Consider the following 18,722-nt stretch of genomic DNA (forward strand, 5'->3'; position numbering starts at 1 on the left):
TTGGTGAATAAAACTATTTTGAAATGGGCAGGCTCTAAAATTCGCATTATGGATAAATTGCTGCCCCATCTGCCAGCAGGTCAACGGTTGGTTGAACCGTTCGCAGGTTCATGTTCTGTAATGATGAATACGCAATATGATGCGTATTTAATTGCGGATGCTAATAGCGACTTAATTGATATGTATCAGTGCATCAAAGAGAATTGTGATGGGTTTATAAATGCTGCGCAAGACTGGTTTTCGTATTTTAATAGCGAGCATGGGTTTTATTGTCTGAGAGCTTTATTTAATTCTGATGATAAAAAATATAAATCGCAGATATGGCATGCATCAGTATTTTTATTTCTAAACCGGCATTGCTTTAATGGCCTGTGTCGTTATAACTCAAAAGGTGAATTCAATGTGCCTTTTGGGAACTGTAGAAAACCTTACTTTCCCGAAGTAGAAATATTGGCGTTTGCTGAGAAATCCAAGATTGCTTCTATCCATCGTGCCGATTGGCGCGAAATACTGAAACTGGTTGATTTTGGGGATATGGTTTATTGCGATCCGCCTTATTTCACCAAAGGCGTTAATTTCACGCAGTATTGCAAAAATGGCTTTCTTCATCATGACCATCAGGAGCTTGCTACCTCTCTGAAACAGCTCAATGAATTATTGGGCGTTCCTGTCACAGTTTCCAACTCCATTGAAGCCAAAGAACTTTATGCCGATTTGGGGTTCACTATCCATGAAATCGAAGCACCACGCACCATTGCCGCCAATGGCAATCGTCAGCCAGTAATAGAAATTATTGCGACGCTAGAGGCGAGTGCATGAGTGAGTTAATCGACTTGTTGCAGGAGCACAACAGCGATTACCAGCAGTCAAAACGCCTGCAATATGAGATGTTCAAGCCCGGTTTGCCCGGCGAGTCAACGTTAGCTGAACAGATCATGTGGCAGGTAAACCCTGATGATTATGACTGGCGTCATAAAATTATCGGTGATATGCCCGATTTTTTGGCGCTCTATTTTGCTACCCGGTACAAAAAAATATTTACCCAATCGGGGGGTAATCGTCGTCGTGCTAATACGTTTTTGCGTCAGTTTGGCGAGAACGTATTACCACGGCTGAATAAAGTCACTGAACGCTATCAATTCAAGGATCAGGTATCCGGCGTTGCCCCGTTCCCCTTTATTGAGCAGTTGGAACGATTGGTTACGTTGGAGCGTAAGGATATCAAACAGCTTGCCTGGGGAATTTCCCATTTTATGGCTGAGAACTACGAAAATACATCGGCTCAGTATGTCAATCAACAACCTGCGAGCGAACAAGACGCCAGAGAACGTTTGATCCGTATCTATAAGCTGCTGGCGAATCTGACTCAACAAGCCGGCACAACAGCCCCTTACTGGCAGCAGTTCACCAAAGGTAGAGAAGGCGCCACAGTCGATCAATTGTGTGCCGGCCTCCTGCGCATGATGTCAGATAAATGGTGGTATGCCCGTTTGAAAAGAATGCGTGACATTCGCGCCGAGCATATGGCTATTGCGGTAGGCCAAGTGCAGAAATCGGCATCTCCCTACGTTTCCCGTAGTACGCTGCGTGAATGGTTGGAACAGAAGCGCCGCAATTGGGATTTTATTAAACAGTTTGATGTTGAAAATGAACAGGGCGACAGGGTGCCGCTGGAAGATATGGTACTCGGTAGTGTGGCTAATCCTGCTATCCGCCGTAGTGAATTGATGGTGAGAATGCGCGGTTTTGAAAATCTGGCTGACGAACTCGGCTATGTCGGTGAGTTTTATACCATCACTGCGCCATCAAAATATCACGCTGTCCATAGTGTCGGTGGCTTTGTTTCAAATTGGAATGGGGCCAGTCCCCGTGATACACAAAAATATTTGTGCAACGTCTGGGCGAAAATCAGGGCGGCTTATTCCCGTGCGGGGATCAGCGCCTTCGGTTTTCGTGTAGTTGAACCCCACTATGATGGTACGCCGCATTGGCACATGTTGCTGTTTATGCGTCCTGAACATGTCGATGAAATGCGTGACATCATGTGTTATTACGCCCGGTTGGAAGATTCAGAAGAATTACAGGGACAGAAGGCACTAAAAGCACGATTCCATGTGAAGCCCATCGATAAGGCGAAAGGTTCGGCCACAGGCTATATCGCTAAGTATATTTCCAAGAATATTGACGGTTATGCGCTGGATGGCGAAAAGGATGAGGAAACAGGCCAACTTCTTAAGGATATGTCACGGTCTGTTGCTGCCTGGGCCAGTCGTTGGCGTATCCGGCAGTTTCAACAGATCGGCGGTGCGCCCGTTTCCGTCTGGCGCGAATTGCGTCGTTTGAGTGGTGATGAGCAAATCTTGCCTGATGCAGATATGGATAATGTCCGATTTGCTGCGGATGTCGGGGACTGGTTCGCCTATACCGAGTTCCAAGGTGGGCCTCTGGTTGCACGAAAAGATTTAACCGTGCGGTTGTCCTATGAAATCACCGAACAGGGCAATGCCTACGGCGAAAATGTGTTGCGTATTTCTGGTGTCTATTCACCCAGCTTGGGCGATTCCTCTTCTTTTATTACCCGTACTGTTAAATGGAACATTGTTCCTAAATTTAACGCTGATGTTAAGGGTGTGGGTTTGGGGTTTTCTGGCGGCTCTGCCGCCTCTTGGAGTTCTGTCAATAACTGTACGGGGTGTGACAGTACGGTCAGAGGCGGTGATCTGTTAGTGGAAAAAGTTATCGATTATGCGGATTCAATCGGCATGGATTTTAGCCGGGCTATGGCGAAGTCATTAATCATCGGAGGAAAAATCAACATAGGTGAACAGTTGTTCAAGTTATGGACGGATGGCAGTTTTATTCCGATAGAGACGGAATGTCAGAAAGAAGCCCGTCGCGATTTGTTGTGGCAGCGGATTAAGAATATTGGTGAAATGAGGAATAAATGATGAAAGTTTTTGTGGTAAAGCACAAGTTTATTGATTACTCGAAAATTGTCGGCATTTTTCTATCAGGGGGAGAAATTTAGAGGGTAAAACGTTCCTTAACCCCAGTCGTCAGTGATGTTTTGATGGGAATGAACTGTTAGAATGCAAAATGGGAAGTAAATCGCAATTTATCCCCATTTGTCTGGCAAGCAATATTAAGTGAGGAAGTTAACGAGTTCGCACAGGTCATTTGCATGATGAATATGGCAGTGATCACGCAGGAACGGCATGCGCGGAGATGGTGCTGGTAGCAGCAGTCGCTCTGCAAATGAACTTTAATGCAAATGAGGAAATAAAATAGTACAGAAGAGCACATTAATATGAAATGTGCTCATTGGTTTTCATTAAAATTTTGATGAGTAGTTTTATTCTATTCCCTCATACTGTTTCGATTGTTTATTTTTATGCTTGTCAACAATCTCTTTTAGAGCATGTATCATCCATTTAATTCTAACTTTCTCAAGTCCAATTTTATTATCGTTGGTGGCTTCAATATTTTCAATAATATCTTTAAGCCATTCCATTTCCAGATTAACAACATTATCATGGCAATATCTTGTAAGTAGAGCTTTATTAATTATAGCCTGCTGTTGAGGTGGTTTAGATAACCATTTTTTAACGAATGTTTTAGGAGGTATCTCAGCCAAAATAGCTATACTGGAATACATCCCTTCATATTGATGATTTCTTGTGATTAGATTTCCGAATTCATTGACATTGTTATCTAATTTGCTGATTATATCTTCTGCAAATTTAGGGTATTGCTTTATTAAGCAATCTTCTGTTCTCTTATTAAAGTATTCCTTTAATTCGTTTAATTTTTTCTTATCCACATACTCTTCAAAGAACAAATAACTGTATCCATCATATGAAAAATCATTTCTATAATTATAATCATTTGAAATTAAATTGTTATACGGTAATTCATCTTGTTCATATAAATAATCTATATAATCTTTGCACTTTATAAATGTATCATCAAAATCAATATTGATAACTTTTAAAGTAGAAAACATAAGCATGCAAGAAAACACATGTAGCAAATCTCCCTCATTTTTTTCTAATTTTTCAGAAAAAGTTTTTTGAATATCACTGACAGCATTATTTACAACATTCTGATCTAATTGACTAAGATTATAAATCTTTTTCCATGATTTTATATTAGAACTTCCTTTTGTCATTAATATAATATTATTAACTGACTCTTCTATTTCGTTGGGGTTAAATACACCATTAAATAATATATCAGCCAATATATCATTGGTTAGAACTGGATTGTAAAAATTAATACCATTGTATTTTTCAAGCTTTTTCACAAGTGTCGAATCGAAAATCTCATAAGATGACTTGGCACGTAAATCTTTTTCGACCAGTGAGGATTTTTTCACCTCAATACATATGGCTACAAACATTGATGTCATGTCCAGAATAATTTTCTCATACTCAAGATGTTCGTTTTTTAAACATCTATATAATAAATCTAAATTAATAATAATTTCATTTAAAATTCTAAGTGACTTGCATTCAGACTGTTTGAAAATGCCAGTAATGTGCTCTCTATATTTTTCTAAGGTTTCCTTTGATATTTTATTTTCGATAAAAGAAATAAATGCATTATCTAGATCAGGGTGTAGTTTTACTGTATATCCAAAGACCTTTTCTTTCATCTCTTTGAATTGGTCTTCTAATTTTTCATCATGAGTTATAGCAATAACATGGCATTTATAGTGTTCAACGTACTTATTAATTACACCAAGTAATTCTTTTGAATTAAGCGAAGATCTTTCTAAATCATCAAAAACAATTACTCTATCATTTTTTATATCATCTGAAATAATCTTTTTTATAATGGAATCACCTAAGTCAGATAGTTTTAAATTAATACCACTTATATTTACTGTTGATAAAACTCCACGAGATAATATTTTTGCAACACTTTTAACTGGGTGCATTTTTGCAAATAAATCAGCATGAATTTCATCAGCATTATTTGTACCGAATAAACTCACATAATACATTTCGTTATTCTTTAGGCATTCTTTTATTGAGTGTGTTTTTCCTACCCCCCAATCACCAGTTACGAGGACAGCATAACCGGGTTGTTTTAGGCTTTTATAAGTGTTGATACAGTTTTCAAAATTTTCTTTGGATTTCATATTATCCTCTAATTTATAATTCATAAATGAAACCATCGGTAATTGTTAGATTCTGTGTAGCTGCCTTTTAGCTGCTAGTAATTAGTTTGAACTATTAAATTTACTGATAATTAATAGAATATGTACACACCATCAATCTTAGTAGAAAACCACCCATTTTGCGCACCAATCCGCAAGATCAAACAAGGATCTCATCCCCTGTAAAGCATCAGCACTAGCTTCTTTCAGATTGTCTCTTGCATGTGCATGAAAAACACTACATTTAGTGAGCAGGCGCGGCGGGGTCACGACTGCGCGTGGCAGCGTCTGGTAACTGTGCTGGCCTCAAATTTCATAATATAATCATTCTGTATTGAAACTATATTTCTTCCAGACAAAAAAAAGACCGCTCAGTCGGCGGCCTCTCAATCAATGACGCGGGCTATTTGTCCTCGTTCATATCCAATGAATACTGTTCAAATCGGATCACCTCCTCACCAATCCAGTCATTTAATTGTTTCATTTTACTTTGCAGCGGCATCAGTTCATTACGTACAAACACCTTAGCCGCCTTCTCCACATCACCAAAACCGCCGGTATTCTGTGGAATAATCCCCATCATCTGCGGTGGTACACGGTGCGCGGCCAGTATGTCGTCACGGCTGGCATTCTTGATATTTAAAAATTCATCCTTAGCCGCGGCTTCAGACAGTGGAATGGTCTGGATACCGTCTTTTTTACCGCCCGGCGCATATAAAAATAGATTGCGGAAATTACCCGGCCCCTTGGCATTTTTCAGCGCGTCGCGAATATTATCGATATCGGACAGGTTTTGTGACGCATCACTGATATACAGGATGTAACCCGCATGGGAACCGTTCAGGTAATACTTGCGGCGAAACAGAGTGGCCGACTCATTCAGCAGCGCCGACGGCAAAGCAGCTAAATACTCCGGCAATCCGTAAAGTTCCTGATTAATGTCGGGTTCAATCAGATGAAACACTTGCCCCGTCGGGAACGGGTATGGCTGGCTGTTGTAGCCATATTTCACAAACCAATAGGTTTCCAAGTCTTCGCCGCGTCGGGTGAACTTGGCCGGGCAGTGATTCAGCTTCAAAGGCTGGCCGAGGCGATTCTTGCGTTGTTCAAGATAGGCATTGCCAAACAGTATAAAGTCCAGCGCCCATGAGTCGAATGCCTGTCGGCTAAGTAGACGGTGTGGGATAAAGGTACTGGTCAGGATGTTGCGTTTGACATAAACCGCGCTGCTGTGGTGCGGCGCCGAGCGAAACGACAGCGCCAGCCCGTTAAAACTGATTGGCGGTTCATACCAGTTATCGACCAGTACACACTCCAGATAATCAAACACCTCGCGCCGGTCAAGGACCGGGATCGGATCGCCAAAGGTGAATGCTTCAATCGATGGGCTGGCTGTGGTTTTCACCGTCGGGCTGCGTTTTCTGTTTTTACGGCTCATCAGTAAACCTCAACAATATTTCTATGGTGGGGAGTGTCACCGGTAATCGGTTCATTAAACAGGGCGTGCATGGCGGCCCATGCCAGATCTGCGTGACTGGCTTCTTCGCTACGGCTGGTTTGATAGGTCGGGCGGTTGCCGCTGGCGGTGGTAGAACGGCGGATAGCCATAAAACTTTGTGCAATGTCGGTCTGGCCGGCGTCAAACTCCAACCGACGATGGTTGATAATGTCCCATGCCTTAAGTACCAGCGCGTTTTTAACGGCGGGGTTATAGACAAATTCCCGCACGGATGGGAAAAATTCTTTGACGTTTTGGTAAACCCCATGCCCGACGCCAGTCGAGTCAATGCCGATATATTCGACGTTGTACTGTTCCGTCAGTCGTTTGATGGCGTCAGACTGAGCGCGAAAGTTCATGCCACGCCACTGATGACGTTCAAGGATGCGGAATTTGCCACCCGGTACCTGCGGTGGAGCGACTACGACACAACCGGCACTGTCGCCATTCTCGCCCCCTTTGGCGGGGTCATAACCGATCCAGACAGGGTGATAACCATACGGGCGTAGCATCAGGGGTTGCACATCGTCCCAGATTTCCCAGCTATCGACCATGCAACCCTGCATCAGTTGCAGTGAGAAAATGGATTCGATATCGTCCATAAATTCACACATCAGCAGGTTCTGGTACTCGTCCGGGCTGTATTCCAGCCGTAACTGGTCAATATCAAACAGGTTACAGCCGCCCCTGACGGCATCTTCAACCGTGACAATCTGCCGCCACTGACCATCGGCACATCGTAGGCCGCTGGCTAATGCTTGATGGCTAATATCAATGTCAATACGATTGGCCTTGGCGCGGCCGCGATTAAACAGTTTGCCTGACCAATACGGGTACGCGCTGTGGGTTAAGCTGGACGGGGTAGAAAAGTAAGTCTGGCGCCATTTTTTGTGCATTGCCATACCGGATGCTACCTTGCGCAGTTCCTGAAATTTCGAAATCCAGAAATATTCATCCAGATAGAGATTGCCGTGATAGCTTTGTGCGGTGCGGGCATTGGTGCCGAGAAAATACAGGGTGGCGCCATTATTCAGGGTGATCGGGTCGCCTTTTAGTTCGACGTCCACTTCCCGTGCCATTTCCAGGATGTACTGCTTGAATACGTGGGCCTGTGCTTTACTGGCAGAGAGAAATATCTGATTGCGTCCGGTATTCAACGCATCGATCAGGGCTTCACGGGCAAAAAAGAATGTCGCACCAATCTGACGGGATTTCAGGATATTACGGATACGATGCGCTAATCCGGCGTGATACCAGCCATGTTGATAACCGAACAGGGTCGAGCGGAAAATGTCTTCCAGCTTTTTGACTTGTTCTTCACTGAACACGTTCTTTTCCGGTGGCCGGTGCTCACCTTTGTTGCGGTTGGCAATTTTGGGGTTCAGATCGGTTTCATTACCGCTGCCGCTATATTTCCTGATCCGCGCTTGTCGTTCTAACTGACGGTGCAGCAGGTCAATTTCCTTAAAGTCTTTGCCTTCTTTTTGCTCCTTGGCGATAAGCTGACATAGCCGTGCTTCAAGGGACAATTCGATTCGTTCAAACGGGGTCATCTCATCCCATTTGTCGCGACGTTTCCAGCTATGGATAGTGGCCGCTTTTTCGTTGAGCATTTCCGCAATCCGTGCAATCCGGTACCCGTTAAAATACAGGTGCATTGCGTGCTTACGGGGATCAAAATCAGATGTTGTTTTCATATCACCAGACTACAGACCCGCCCGTCATTTCTCTGTGTCTGCCCTGTGTGTCAGTCCAGACACAACCGCATTTTATTGTTTCCTCGACTTGACGATACAAACTAGTAGGCCATGACTGACCCATTGATAATCAGGGCTTACAATGCCGAAGAAATCCAAACCCTTTCGAATCTGTGTAGAAGGCGCAACCACAGACGGGCGCAAGGTTCAGCGCGAATGGCTGACACAGATTGCCGCCAACTATGACCCGCAGACCTACGGTGCACGCATCAACATGGAGCATTACAATTTTTCGTGGAGTCCTCGCTTTGGTGATGTGGAATCGGTTTTTACCGAAGAAATCAAGGACGGCGCGCTGGCGGGCAAGTTGGGGCTGTATGGGGTACTTTCACCCACCGATGATCTGGTAGAAATGAACCGTAAGCGCCAAAAAGTTTACACCTCTGCTGAAATCAACCTAGATTTTGCCGACTTCGGCGGGGCGTATCTGGTGGGATTGGCCGTTACTGACAGTCCGGCAAGTCTTGGCACCGAAATGTTGCAGTTTAGCGCTAATGCGGACAGCAATTCCTCTCAATTCAAGGAAGCAGCACCCAGACAACCTCTTTACGGCAGCGGAAGAAACCCTGTTTGAGTTTGTGGATGCACTAGAGGAAAGCGAAAAGCCCTCTCTCTTTTCCCGTGTACAGGCATTTTTCCATAAGAAGCAGCAAGCTGACGATGCCCGTTTTAACGATATCCATCAGGCCGTCGAATTATGTGCCCAAGAGCAGCAGGCCACAGTGGAAGCCGTGAGCACACTTTCTCAACAAATAGGCGAAATAACCGCTATCAAACGGAAGCAGACTGAACTTGAAACCCAGCTTCGTGACTTAAAAACTCAGTTGAGTCAGCAAGACAGCCAGAAAACACACCGACCTGTTTCGCTGGGATCGCCGAACGCTGACACTCCAGTCAGTAAACATCTGACCAACTGTTAATGGAACAATCCCATGAAGAATGAAACTCGATTTAAATTTAACGCCTTTCTGATGCGTCTGGGTGAAATTTACGGTGTGGACGCCACGGCATTTACAGGTAAGGTAGACGTCAATCCATCCGTTGCTCAGACGTTGGAAGATGAAATCCAGCAAAGCGCCGATTTCCTGCAAAAAATTAACATGGTTCCCGTCAGTGAGCAGTCGGGCGAAGCGATTGGGCTAGGTGTCGGTTCGACTATTGCAGGGACGACAGACACCGACAGTAAGGAGCGAGAAACTTCCGATCCGACCCGACTCAACGCTATTGAGTACAAATGCGAACAAACCAACTTTGATACTAGCATTCCTTACAAAAAACTTGACTTATGGGCGAAATTTCAAGATTTCCAGTTACGTATCCGTAACGCCATTATCAGACGTCAGGCATTGGACCGCATTATGATCGGCTGGAATGGGGTTAAACGGGCCAAAACCTCAAACCGCGTTCAATATCCACTATTGCAGGATGTAAATATCGGCTGGTTGGAGAAAATCCGACAGGATGCACCGGATCATGTCATGAGCAATATCACTGACGAAGCCGGTAAAGTTATATCTGAAACCATCCGTGTGGGAGAAGGCGGTGATTTCAATAATCTGGACGCACTGGTGATAGATACCGTCAACAATGCTATCGACCCAGAATATCAGGATGATACGGAGCTGATGGTCATCTGTGGCCGTGAACTGTTGGCTGACAAATATTTTCCGTTGGTCAATCAGTCGCAGCCCAACACCGAGAAAATGGCGGCAGATGTGATTATCAGCCAGAAACGTATCGGTAATTTGCCTGCGGTGCGCGTACCGTATTTCCCGCCCAAAGCCTTGCTAATTAGCCGTCTGGATAATCTGTCTATCTATTATCAGGAAGGCACTCGCCGACGTTCTGTGCTGGATAACCCCAAACGTGATCGCATTGAAAACTACGAATCAGTCAATGAAGCGTATGTCGTTGAAGACTATCGTGGTGTGGCCCTGATTGAAAATATCGAGATGTTGGCAGCCAGCAAAAAAGCAGCGTTGCCGCAGCCAGATAATGCCGCATCTGAGCACAACGCCGACACTGAGGAACAATAATGGCTAGCCCGTGGCAGCGTCACCGAATGCGATTACAGGCGACCGAGGCCGCTCAACTGAGTAGCCCCGCGCGGCAAAATCACGGCGGTTATAACCAGATGCTGCTGATGCTGGAGCAAGACCGCCGTCACCTTAAAAAAATCCAGTCTATGGAGCGCAAAGCGCAGCACAAAAGGCAGATATTGCCTAAATATGCGCCGTGGATTACTGGGGTATTACAGGGGGGCATAGGTCATCAAGATGATGTGCTGATGTATGTCCTGCTGTGGCGTATTGATGCCGGTGATTATGATGGTGCGCTGGATATCGCTGAGTACGCGTTACAGCACCGACTCGCTATGCCTGAAAATCATGAGCGGACAACGGGCTGTGCCGTGACAGAAGAGATCGCCGAAGCCGCCCAGCGTTGTTATACCGCTAAATCTCCGATGCCTCTTGCCACGCTGGAACGGGCGGCTAATCTCACCCACGATCAGGATATGCCCGATAAGGTGAGGGCGGAGTTATATAAATGGCTCGGTTATAGCCAGCGGGATAACAACCAGCCGCAGCCTGCCTATTGTTCACTGAGCAGGGTTTTAGAACTGAATAATCATGTTGGCGTGAAAAAAGACTTAGAGCAACTTGCCAGAGCGCTCCGCAGTCAGAAACACGACAACACATAACCGAACGTGCCAACGCGCCGGGGCGGCACGGGGTGGCGAAGTCTCAACGCCCTGTTCACCGCCCACCTATTCAGGGGGCAATATGGACTTTATTTCAACCGCACCCGCAACGGATAAACAGGCCACCATGACCAGTGTCCCGTTTTTTCCTGCTATCGAGATCGGTCGCTACCGTGACGAGATGCGCACAGATGGTACGGTCACCGCGCCGAGATTACATCAAGCAATTTCCAACGCCATTGTTGAGGTGAATCGCGAGCTGAACCATTGGCGGCAGATCCATATCGATGAGGGATACTCATCACTGGCCGACATTCCCGCCGACACTCTCAATGGCGAGAGTGAGTTGGTTTATCTCTATCGTCGTGCGGTGTTTTGCCTGACCAAGGCGAATCTGATCGAACGTTACCGCGATATCGACACTACTCAGACTGGCAGCAAAAAGGCTGAGGCAATGGAAATCACCATTGACGACCTGTGGCGGGATGCGCAATGGGCGATGCGCCGGATACAAGGATATAACCATGTGATAGTGGAGCTGATCTAGTGCAAGTGCGGGCGCAACAGTATGACACCGTGGATTCCTTATGCTGGCGCCACTATGGACGAACACAGGGAGTCACCGAACGGGTATTAGAAGCCAATCCCGGTTTGGCTGATGTTGGGGCCATCCTGCCGCAGGGTATCGAGATTGAACTGCCTGAAATCATTCCCGTTCCTGTAACGCCCATCATTCAATTATGGGATTAGAAAATGGACAAACAACCGGATTTATGGGCTGATTTATTGAATGGCCTGAGAAATTCATGGCCGCAGATATCCGGCTCCTTACTGGCTGTACTGATCTGTTATGGTCGCCTGATTTATGACGGTGTAGAGCGAAAAAAACGCTGGGTTGAACCGTTGCTATGTGGCGCGTTGTCGTGGGGTGTTTCCAGCGGACTGGAATTGTTTGGTATTCCCGGCAGTGTTTCACCGGCTTTGGGGGGCGCCATTGGTTTTATTGGTGTTGAAAAACTGCGTGAATTTGCCCTTCGCGCAATTAATAAACGTTTGGGAGACAAATCACGTGACTAGAGGTGTTCGCAATCATAATCCGGGCAATATTCGCCACGGCGATAAATGGCTGGGATTACACGACATACAAACAGACCCGTCATTTTGTCATTTTGTGTCACCAGAATACGGCATACGGGCCATTATCAAGATTATCCGCAATTATGAACGAAAATATGGATTGAATAGTATCCGGCAGATAATTTCTCGTTGGGCACCCCCGAATGAAAATGATACCGAAAATTACATTGCATATATGAGCCAGACGGTTGGTATTCCCTGTAACGCAGTGATTGATGTTGATAATCCGGTGATCATGACTCGATTGGTTTGCGCCATCATTCAAATGGAGAACGGACAGCAACCATATGCCGATATGATCATTAAACGGGCGTTTGCGCTGTTATGAGGTTTAATCTGCACATATTCACCTTGAGTACGCTGGTGGCAGTGTCTGGCCTGCTCTGGTTCTATTACGGTGAGTATCAGCAAAAAAGCGATGAATACCAAACGCTGAACCAGCGGTATGAGCAACAGCAAACCATTACCGATAACGCATTCCAGACCATCAGGATAATCAATGATATCTCACGGGTTAATAACGAAAATCGGAAGCGATCAGCCGTGGATGCTGCACAAATTCAGGCGGCTATCAACACTGTTGTTGTCGGTAATGATTGCGCCCGTCGTGCTGCTCCTGATAGGGCTGTTGTCCGGTTGCAGCAGCACGCGAACCGAATACGTTCAGGTACCGTTGATGCCGATTCCGATGCATCTACTCGCTGACTGTCTGCCCCCGGTCATATCCGACACAATGACATGGGGTGATAGCTTGTTGCTGAATGCACAGTTACTGGCGGTTATTGAACAGTGCAATCTGGATAAACAGGCCATTCGACAAATAGAACAGATTAGATAGGTGACACATGAATAAGCCTAACGCTTTGCGGAAGGTCCTGACAGAAAAGATCCCCTACTTGCGCGACAACCCTGAATACCTGCATTTGTTTGTTGAAGATGGCGTCGTTTTGGCGACAATGGCACTCTCCTTGTCTTACGAATATGAATACACGCTAAACCTGATTATTGAAGCCTATCCCGGTGATCAGGATGTGCTCATGGTGGTTATCGTGCATTGGATACGCGAGCACCAGCCAGATATTTTCGCTCATCCTGACAATCGCCGCAGCGGCTTTACTTTTGACGTGAATATTCTCAATGATGACACCGCTGATATCAGTATCGATCTGAAACTGACCGAGCGTGTACTGGTCACCCAGCAAGGGCAGGTTAGCACGGTGTGCGCCGTTCCTGAGCCTGAAAACCCGTTTGACAGGTGGTGAGATGAACGGTGACGCATTGCAGCCTTTGGATACCGCACTAACCGCCCTGTTGAATCAACTTTCTCCCGCCAGTCGAAAGCAGCTAGCCCGTGATATCGCACGGGACTTACGACAGAGCCAAATGCAACGTATCCGATCCCAGCGTAACCCTGACGGCAGCCGTTTTACCCAACGCAAGGCACAAACCCGCACTGTACAGCATGGTATAAAATTTATCTGGCGCGGTGAACCTCGCACCTTGAAAAATTGGCAAATCCGCAAGGGCAAGAAGGGTGAAACGATTACCGGTTATGATGCCGAGCGTAAAGGGCAGCGTACTTTTTACAAACGCGATATCCAACGTTTTCTGGACGTCAAAACCGACCGGATAAGTACCCGAAAATCCGATAAAAAGTCCCGCATGTTTAAGAAACTGGCTACTGCGCGTTACTTACGTCTGTCCGCCAGTGAGCGGGAAGCCATTATCTTTTTCGCATCGAAAGTCACTGCGGTTGCTCGTGTGCATCAGTTCGGATTAAAGGAACGTATGAGAGGGAAAAACATTGAAGCCAAATATCCATCGCGGCGACTTTTGGGACTGACACAGAGCGATATTCAACATATCGAAGACCAGATATTTTCCCATCTCATCCACGGATGTGTGCCAGTCAGTACACAAACCTCATGACGTGCAGGTGAGGGTTTGGGGTGACATTGTTGTCTGCATGAACACACAATTAACTGAACTGTTGCGCCGATTGCGCAATCTGATCCGAATCGGTGTCATTACCCAAGTAGATACTACACGGGGCATGTGCCGGGTTATGACAGGCAATCTTGAAACCGACTGGTTGCACTGGTTGACATCCAGAGCGGGAAGTTCCCGAACATGGTGGGCGCCCAGTATTGATGAACAGGTTTTATTGCTATCCCTTGGTGGTGACTTGACCACAGCTTTTATACTGCCTGCGATTTTTTCTGATGAGTTTCCGGCCCCTTCGGCATCACCGGAAGCGGTGTGTATCGCTTTTCCTGATGGTGCCGTGATGGAATATGAACCGCAGACCAGCACCTTAACTGTCACAGGTATTAAGACTGCCATGATCACCGCGTCGGCCTCCGTACATGTTACTGCACCAGAAATCACTTGTGTGGCCGGCAATCAGATCACATTGGATACACCCACCGTCATTTGCACCCACCATCTGACTACGGGCAGTCTGGAAGTGCGAAAAAACGGCACTATGCGCGGCAATATCGTCCATGTAGGGGGTGAATTCAGTTCTAACGGGGTTGTGGTGGATTCGCACCGACACCACGGTGTGCGCTCCGGTGACAGTACATCGGGAGTCCCCATATCATGATGTACCTTGGTATGAATCGACAGACGGGTGAGGCTATCAGCGATATCGCCCATGTTCGCCAGTCAGTTAGCGATATCTTGCTAACGCCGATGGGTAGCCGTATTACTCGCCGCCAATATGGTTCGTTGTTATCCGAACTGATTGATGCGCCCCAAAATCCTGCTTTACGTCTGCAAATTATGGCTGCGTGCTATACCGCCATCCAGCGATGGGAACCCCGCATTACCCTGACCGCTATCACTATCAATCAGGGTGAAGCCGGATACATGACTGTTGATATCAGCGGCCAATATCGGCTATCCAATGTCCCGGTTGCTTTTTCTGTGCCTGTGGGGTGATCATGCCGACCATCGACCTTAGTCAGTTACCGCCGCCGGAGGTTGTCGAACTACTGGATTTCGAAACCCTGCTGGCTGAGCGAAAAGAAAAACTGATTTCACTGTATCCGCCAGAGCATCGCGATGCTATCACCCGCACATTGGCGCTGGAATCCGAACCCATCACCAAACTGTTGCAGGAAAACGCCTATCGGGAATTGCTCTTGCGTCAGCGCGTCAATGAGGCGGCGCGGGCGGCGATGGTGGCGTATGCCACAGGCAGCGACTTAGACCAACTGGGGGCGAATAACAATGTGCAGCGTTTGGTATTACAGCCCGCTGATAATCTCGCCATACCGCCGATCTCTGCGGTGCTGGAATCTGACGCTGATTTTCGGGTACGCATTCCGCAAGCGTTCGAGGGGTTAAGCGTCGCCGGCCCTGTTGCGTCCTATGAATACCATGCGCGTAGTGCTGACGGACGGGTTGCCGATGCATCGGTGATAAGCCCGGCACCTGCCTGTGTCACCGTCAGTATTTTGTCACGTGAGGGGAACGGCGCGGCCAGTGATGAATTGATTGCGGTCGTGAATACTGCTCTGAATGATGAGGACGTTCGTCCCGTGGCGGATCGTCTGACCGTACAGTCTGCGGAGATTGTCGATTATCAAATTGATGCCGTGCTGTACCTGTACCTAACTCCGGAATATGAGCCGATATTGCAGGCTGTGCGTGAACGGCTGGCACGTTACACTGCTGAGCAACACCGGATTGGCTGCGATATCGTGCGCAGTGCCATCTTTGCTGTCTTGCATATGCCTGGTGTTCAGCGTGTTCACCTGAAAGCTCCGGCTCAGGATGTGATTTTGGATAAAACTCAAGCGAGTTTTTGCACACGTGTGCAGGTAGTGATTGGGGGAGCGGATGAATAACCGCTTGTTACCGGTCGGATCATCACTGCTGGAAGTGGCCGCCGCTGAAGCCCTCGCCAGTCTGGCAGATGTACCGGTTCCCCTTCGTGACTTGTGGAGTCCTGAGCGGTGTCCAGTGAAATTGCTCCCCTATCTGGCGTGGGCGTGGTCAGTTGATCGCTGGGATATGGACTGGCCGGAGAATACTAAACGCGAGTCAATTAAGGCGTCGATGTTTGTTCATCAGCACAAGGGAACAATAGGCGCTATCCGCCGTGTGGTGGAACCGTTCGGTTATCTCATCCGTGTTATCGAATGGTGGCAAACCAATGATGCCCCCGGCACTTTCCGATTGGATATTGGCGTCATGGAAACCGGTATCACAGCGGAAACTTATCAAGAACTAGAGCGGTTGATTTTTGATGCCAAACCCGCTTCACGGCATTTGGTCGGTATGTCTATTCAGTTGGAGACCGGCGGCGAAAATTATTGCGCGGTCACTAGTTACAGCGGTGATGTATTAACCGTTTACCCCTATATCCCGGAATTAATTACCGTCACTGGCTCTGATGTAGTAGGGGCTGGAGTGCATATTATTGATGATGTGAGGATTGAGTCATGAGGACCAAATATTTTGCCCTGTTAACTCAATTGGGCGCGGATAAGCTGGCAAATGCTGCCGCGTTGGGTACCAAGATTGAAATCACCCATATGGCTGTTGGTGATGGTGGCGGAAGCTTGCCGACACCAGATACTACACAGACTAAACTGGTTAACGAACGCCGTCGTGCGGCGATTAATGAGCTAAATGTTGATCCCAAGAATACTAACCAGATTATTGCCGAGCAGGTAATCCCCGAAAACGAGGGCGGTTGGTGGATACGGGAAATTGGCCTGTTTGATAAAGACGGTATTTTGATTGCCGTCGGAAACTGCGCGGAGACTTACAAACCGCAGTTACAGGAAGGCGCTGGGCGTACACAGACTATTCGTATGGTCTTGATTGTCAGCAGTACCGACACAGTAACATTGAAAGTTGATCCCTCCGTGGTGCTGGCAACGCGGGAATATGTGGACGAGTCGATTCAAATTCATGTGAAGAACCCTAATCACCCTGACGCTACGCTAAAAGATAAGGGTTTCGTTGTTTTGAGCAGCGCAGTAGATAGTAATAGTGAAATCCACGCGGCAACCCCGAAGGCGGTTAAGGCGGCGTATGACTTGGCAAATGTCGCGGACAATAACGCTAATGGCCGTGTGCCTGCTAATCGTAAAGTGAACGGGAAGGCGCTTTCCTCTGATATTTCACTGAATGCGGGGGATATTGGGGCGTATACCGAAGGGGAAATGGATTCTCGTGTGAATGAAGTCAACATATTGGCAAATAAGGCAAACCAGAATGCGACCGATGCTAATGATAATGCTAATAGTCGATTGTCCAGGAAGGATAACGGCGCTGACATTCCTGACAGAAATGCTTTTGTGAAAAACCTCAATTTGCTGGAAACGGTGGTGTTGGCTAAAGGAGCAGTACCGAGCAACCGGAAAATCAACGGTAAGGCGTTGACCGGGGACCTTAGTTTGAGTGCTGGAGATGTGGGAGCATATACGCGAGCAGAGAGTGATAATACTTTCTTGCGTATTTCTAGCGATAAAACCGCCACCGTTGGTAGTTTACTGATTGATAGCAAAACGCCTTTTCCTGAATTGCGTTTCAAATCGAAAGATGGGTATGTAGTAGGAATTAACGGCTCAGAAGGAAAATTGTTGCATATCTATTCTAACGATTCGAGCAATCGGCGGCGTTACAATATACTAATACCTGAGCGAAGCGGTACTCTTGCGCTACAAAATGCAGCGATAAAATCTGAAAATGGTTGGTGGCAATGCGGGGATACGGGAATAATGATTCAATGGGTTAAAGTTGCATCCAGTCAACAGTCATGGGTAAAAGTCAATTATCCAATTTCTTTTAAAAATAAGTTCCTTGGCTATATTGCCAGTATGTCGAGTGTCAATACATCAACGGGCCACACATTAGTACGTAATGCAACACTATCGACATTTGAATATCAAGCTGGCACTCCTAACAATAATGAGAATCCAGACAGAGTTGTACATATATTATTTTGGGGGGTATAAATGGTTTATTTCTCCAGAAAAGAAGGCGCTTTTTATAATGAAGCTTATGAAGAATGCGTTGAAATAACAGCAGAAAAACACAATGAATTACTCGCCGGGCAATCGCGCGGTTTATCAATTGTCAGTAGTAAAGAGGGTTATCCAGTACTCATTGAACGTGCTCCGTCCGTTTATCATAAATATGATGGTGAAAAATGGATAATATCAGAAAGTGATAAAATAAAGCTTAGACAGGAACAGCAGCAACAAGCAGAACATAAGAAACAGCAACTTATGCTCACGGTAGGTAAACAGATAGCCCCGTTACAAGATGCGGTAGATTTGGGGATGGCGAGTGATGAGGAAAAATCGCTGTTAGCCGATTTGAAAAGATATAGGGTATTACTGAACCGCGTTGATGTTAATTTAATGCCAGATATTCATTGGCCCGAAAACCCCTCAGAATAATGGAATCAGAGCCGCAGTAGTTTAGTTCTTATTTGAGCGGCTCTGA

General features: G+C 46.5%; 21 protein-coding genes and 1 pseudogene. 19 read left to right on the top strand and 3 right to left on the bottom strand.

Translation table 11 applies throughout. The features are described 5' to 3' along the window. Positions 1-3: 3 nt before the first annotated feature. Together C5469_RS07745 and C5469_RS07750 are read left to right on the top strand one after the other, a co-directional pair. A complete protein-coding gene (locus tag C5469_RS07745) occupies positions 4-819 on the top strand; it encodes a DNA adenine methylase (RefSeq protein WP_339413924.1) in 816 nt (271 codons plus the stop codon). After that, a complete protein-coding gene (locus C5469_RS07750; RefSeq protein ID WP_166304603.1) occupies positions 816-2,948 on the top strand; it encodes a replication endonuclease in 2,133 nt (710 codons plus the stop codon). The genes C5469_RS07745 and C5469_RS07750 overlap by 4 nt, the downstream gene beginning before the upstream one ends. Before the next feature lie 404 nt (positions 2,949-3,352). On the opposite strand, the gene C5469_RS07755 is transcribed toward C5469_RS07750, so the two are convergent. The 3 genes from C5469_RS07755 to C5469_RS07765 form a co-directional block, all read right to left on the bottom strand. Beyond that, complete coding sequence (locus C5469_RS07755) at positions 3,353-5,143, bottom strand: P-loop NTPase fold protein (protein WP_146747424.1); 1,791 nt, start codon at positions 5,141-5,143, stop codon at positions 3,353-3,355. Positions 5,144-5,564: 421 nt separating this feature from the next. Continuing rightward, complete coding sequence (locus tag C5469_RS07760) at positions 5,565-6,599, bottom strand: phage portal protein (protein ID WP_112895270.1); 1,035 nt, start codon at positions 6,597-6,599, stop codon at positions 5,565-5,567. Continuing rightward, positions 6,599-8,356, bottom strand: a complete 1,758-nt coding sequence (locus tag C5469_RS07765; RefSeq protein ID WP_166304605.1) for a terminase ATPase subunit family protein — start codon at positions 8,354-8,356, stop codon at positions 6,599-6,601. Before C5469_RS07765 ends, C5469_RS07760 begins: the two co-directional genes overlap by 1 nt. A gap of 142 nt (positions 8,357-8,498) precedes the next feature. Here C5469_RS07765 and C5469_RS07770 point away from each other — a divergent pair. The 17 genes and pseudogenes from C5469_RS07770 (at position 8,499) to C5469_RS07845 (ending at position 18,676) form a co-directional block, all read left to right on the top strand. Next, positions 8,499-9,336, top strand: a pseudogene (locus C5469_RS07770) (GPO family capsid scaffolding protein). Positions 9,337-9,348: 12 nt separating this feature from the next. After that, a complete protein-coding gene (locus C5469_RS07775; RefSeq protein WP_112895273.1) occupies positions 9,349-10,452 on the top strand; it encodes a phage major capsid protein, P2 family in 1,104 nt (367 codons plus the stop codon). Then, the gene (gene gpM, locus C5469_RS07780) at positions 10,452-11,117 is read left to right on the top strand and encodes a phage terminase small subunit (protein ID WP_166304608.1); all 666 of its coding nucleotides are present in this window, start codon (positions 10,452-10,454) and stop codon (positions 11,115-11,117) included. The genes C5469_RS07775 and gpM overlap by 1 nt, the downstream gene beginning before the upstream one ends. Positions 11,118-11,199: 82 nt before the next feature. Continuing rightward, the gene (locus C5469_RS07785) at positions 11,200-11,664 is read left to right on the top strand and encodes a head completion/stabilization protein (RefSeq protein ID WP_166304610.1); all 465 of its coding nucleotides are present in this window, start codon (positions 11,200-11,202) and stop codon (positions 11,662-11,664) included. Next, complete coding sequence (locus tag C5469_RS07790; protein WP_166304613.1) at positions 11,664-11,867, top strand: tail protein X; 204 nt, start codon at positions 11,664-11,666, stop codon at positions 11,865-11,867. Before C5469_RS07785 ends, C5469_RS07790 begins: the two co-directional genes overlap by 1 nt. Positions 11,868-11,870: 3 nt before the next feature. Then, positions 11,871-12,194: a phage holin, lambda family gene (locus C5469_RS07795; protein WP_166304616.1), complete on the top strand. Its 324-nt coding sequence runs from the start codon at positions 11,871-11,873 to the stop codon at positions 12,192-12,194. Further along, positions 12,187-12,582 (top strand): structural protein, encoded by a 396-nt coding sequence (locus C5469_RS07800; RefSeq protein WP_166304619.1) that lies wholly within the window; start codon positions 12,187-12,189, stop codon positions 12,580-12,582. The genes C5469_RS07795 and C5469_RS07800 overlap by 8 nt, the downstream gene beginning before the upstream one ends. After that, the gene (locus tag C5469_RS23545) at positions 12,579-12,959 is read left to right on the top strand and encodes a hypothetical protein (protein ID WP_242689415.1); all 381 of its coding nucleotides are present in this window, start codon (positions 12,579-12,581) and stop codon (positions 12,957-12,959) included. Before C5469_RS07800 ends, C5469_RS23545 begins: the two co-directional genes overlap by 4 nt. Beyond that, positions 12,931-13,092, top strand: coding sequence for an Rz1-like lysis system protein LysC (gene lysC / locus C5469_RS23550; protein WP_228939934.1), 162 nt, complete (start codon positions 12,931-12,933; stop codon positions 13,090-13,092). Before C5469_RS23545 ends, lysC begins: the two co-directional genes overlap by 29 nt. A gap of 7 nt (positions 13,093-13,099) precedes the next feature. Continuing rightward, positions 13,100-13,516 carry a phage tail protein gene (locus tag C5469_RS07810; protein ID WP_166304621.1) on the top strand — a complete coding sequence of 139 codons (417 nt, stop codon included), beginning with the start codon at positions 13,100-13,102 and terminating at the stop codon, positions 13,514-13,516. Position 13,517: 1 nt separating this feature from the next. After that, a complete protein-coding gene (locus C5469_RS07815) occupies positions 13,518-14,183 on the top strand; it encodes a phage virion morphogenesis protein (RefSeq protein WP_112895280.1) in 666 nt (221 codons plus the stop codon). 37 nt (positions 14,184-14,220) lie between these two features. Continuing rightward, positions 14,221-14,859, top strand: a complete 639-nt coding sequence (locus C5469_RS07820; protein WP_112895281.1) for a phage baseplate assembly protein V — start codon at positions 14,221-14,223, stop codon at positions 14,857-14,859. Beyond that, the gene (locus tag C5469_RS07825; protein WP_046974472.1) at positions 14,856-15,197 is read left to right on the top strand and encodes a GPW/gp25 family protein; all 342 of its coding nucleotides are present in this window, start codon (positions 14,856-14,858) and stop codon (positions 15,195-15,197) included. Before C5469_RS07820 ends, C5469_RS07825 begins: the two co-directional genes overlap by 4 nt. A 2-nt stretch (positions 15,198-15,199) precedes the next feature. Then, positions 15,200-16,108: a baseplate assembly protein gene (locus tag C5469_RS07830; protein ID WP_166304624.1), complete on the top strand. Its 909-nt coding sequence runs from the start codon at positions 15,200-15,202 to the stop codon at positions 16,106-16,108. Then, positions 16,101-16,709, top strand: a complete 609-nt coding sequence (locus tag C5469_RS07835) for a phage tail protein I (protein ID WP_162120661.1) — start codon at positions 16,101-16,103, stop codon at positions 16,707-16,709. The genes C5469_RS07830 and C5469_RS07835 overlap by 8 nt, the downstream gene beginning before the upstream one ends. Then, positions 16,706-18,229, top strand: a complete 1,524-nt coding sequence (locus tag C5469_RS07840; protein WP_166304627.1) for a phage tail protein — start codon at positions 16,706-16,708, stop codon at positions 18,227-18,229. The genes C5469_RS07835 and C5469_RS07840 overlap by 4 nt, the downstream gene beginning before the upstream one ends. Beyond that, the gene (locus C5469_RS07845; protein ID WP_112895285.1) at positions 18,230-18,676 is read left to right on the top strand and encodes a tail fiber assembly protein; all 447 of its coding nucleotides are present in this window, start codon (positions 18,230-18,232) and stop codon (positions 18,674-18,676) included. Positions 18,677-18,722 lie beyond the last annotated feature (46 nt).

Source organism: Photorhabdus cinerea, assembly GCF_011189575.1.
In the GTDB taxonomy this organism is placed as follows: Bacteria; Pseudomonadota; Gammaproteobacteria; order Enterobacterales; family Enterobacteriaceae; genus Photorhabdus; species Photorhabdus cinerea.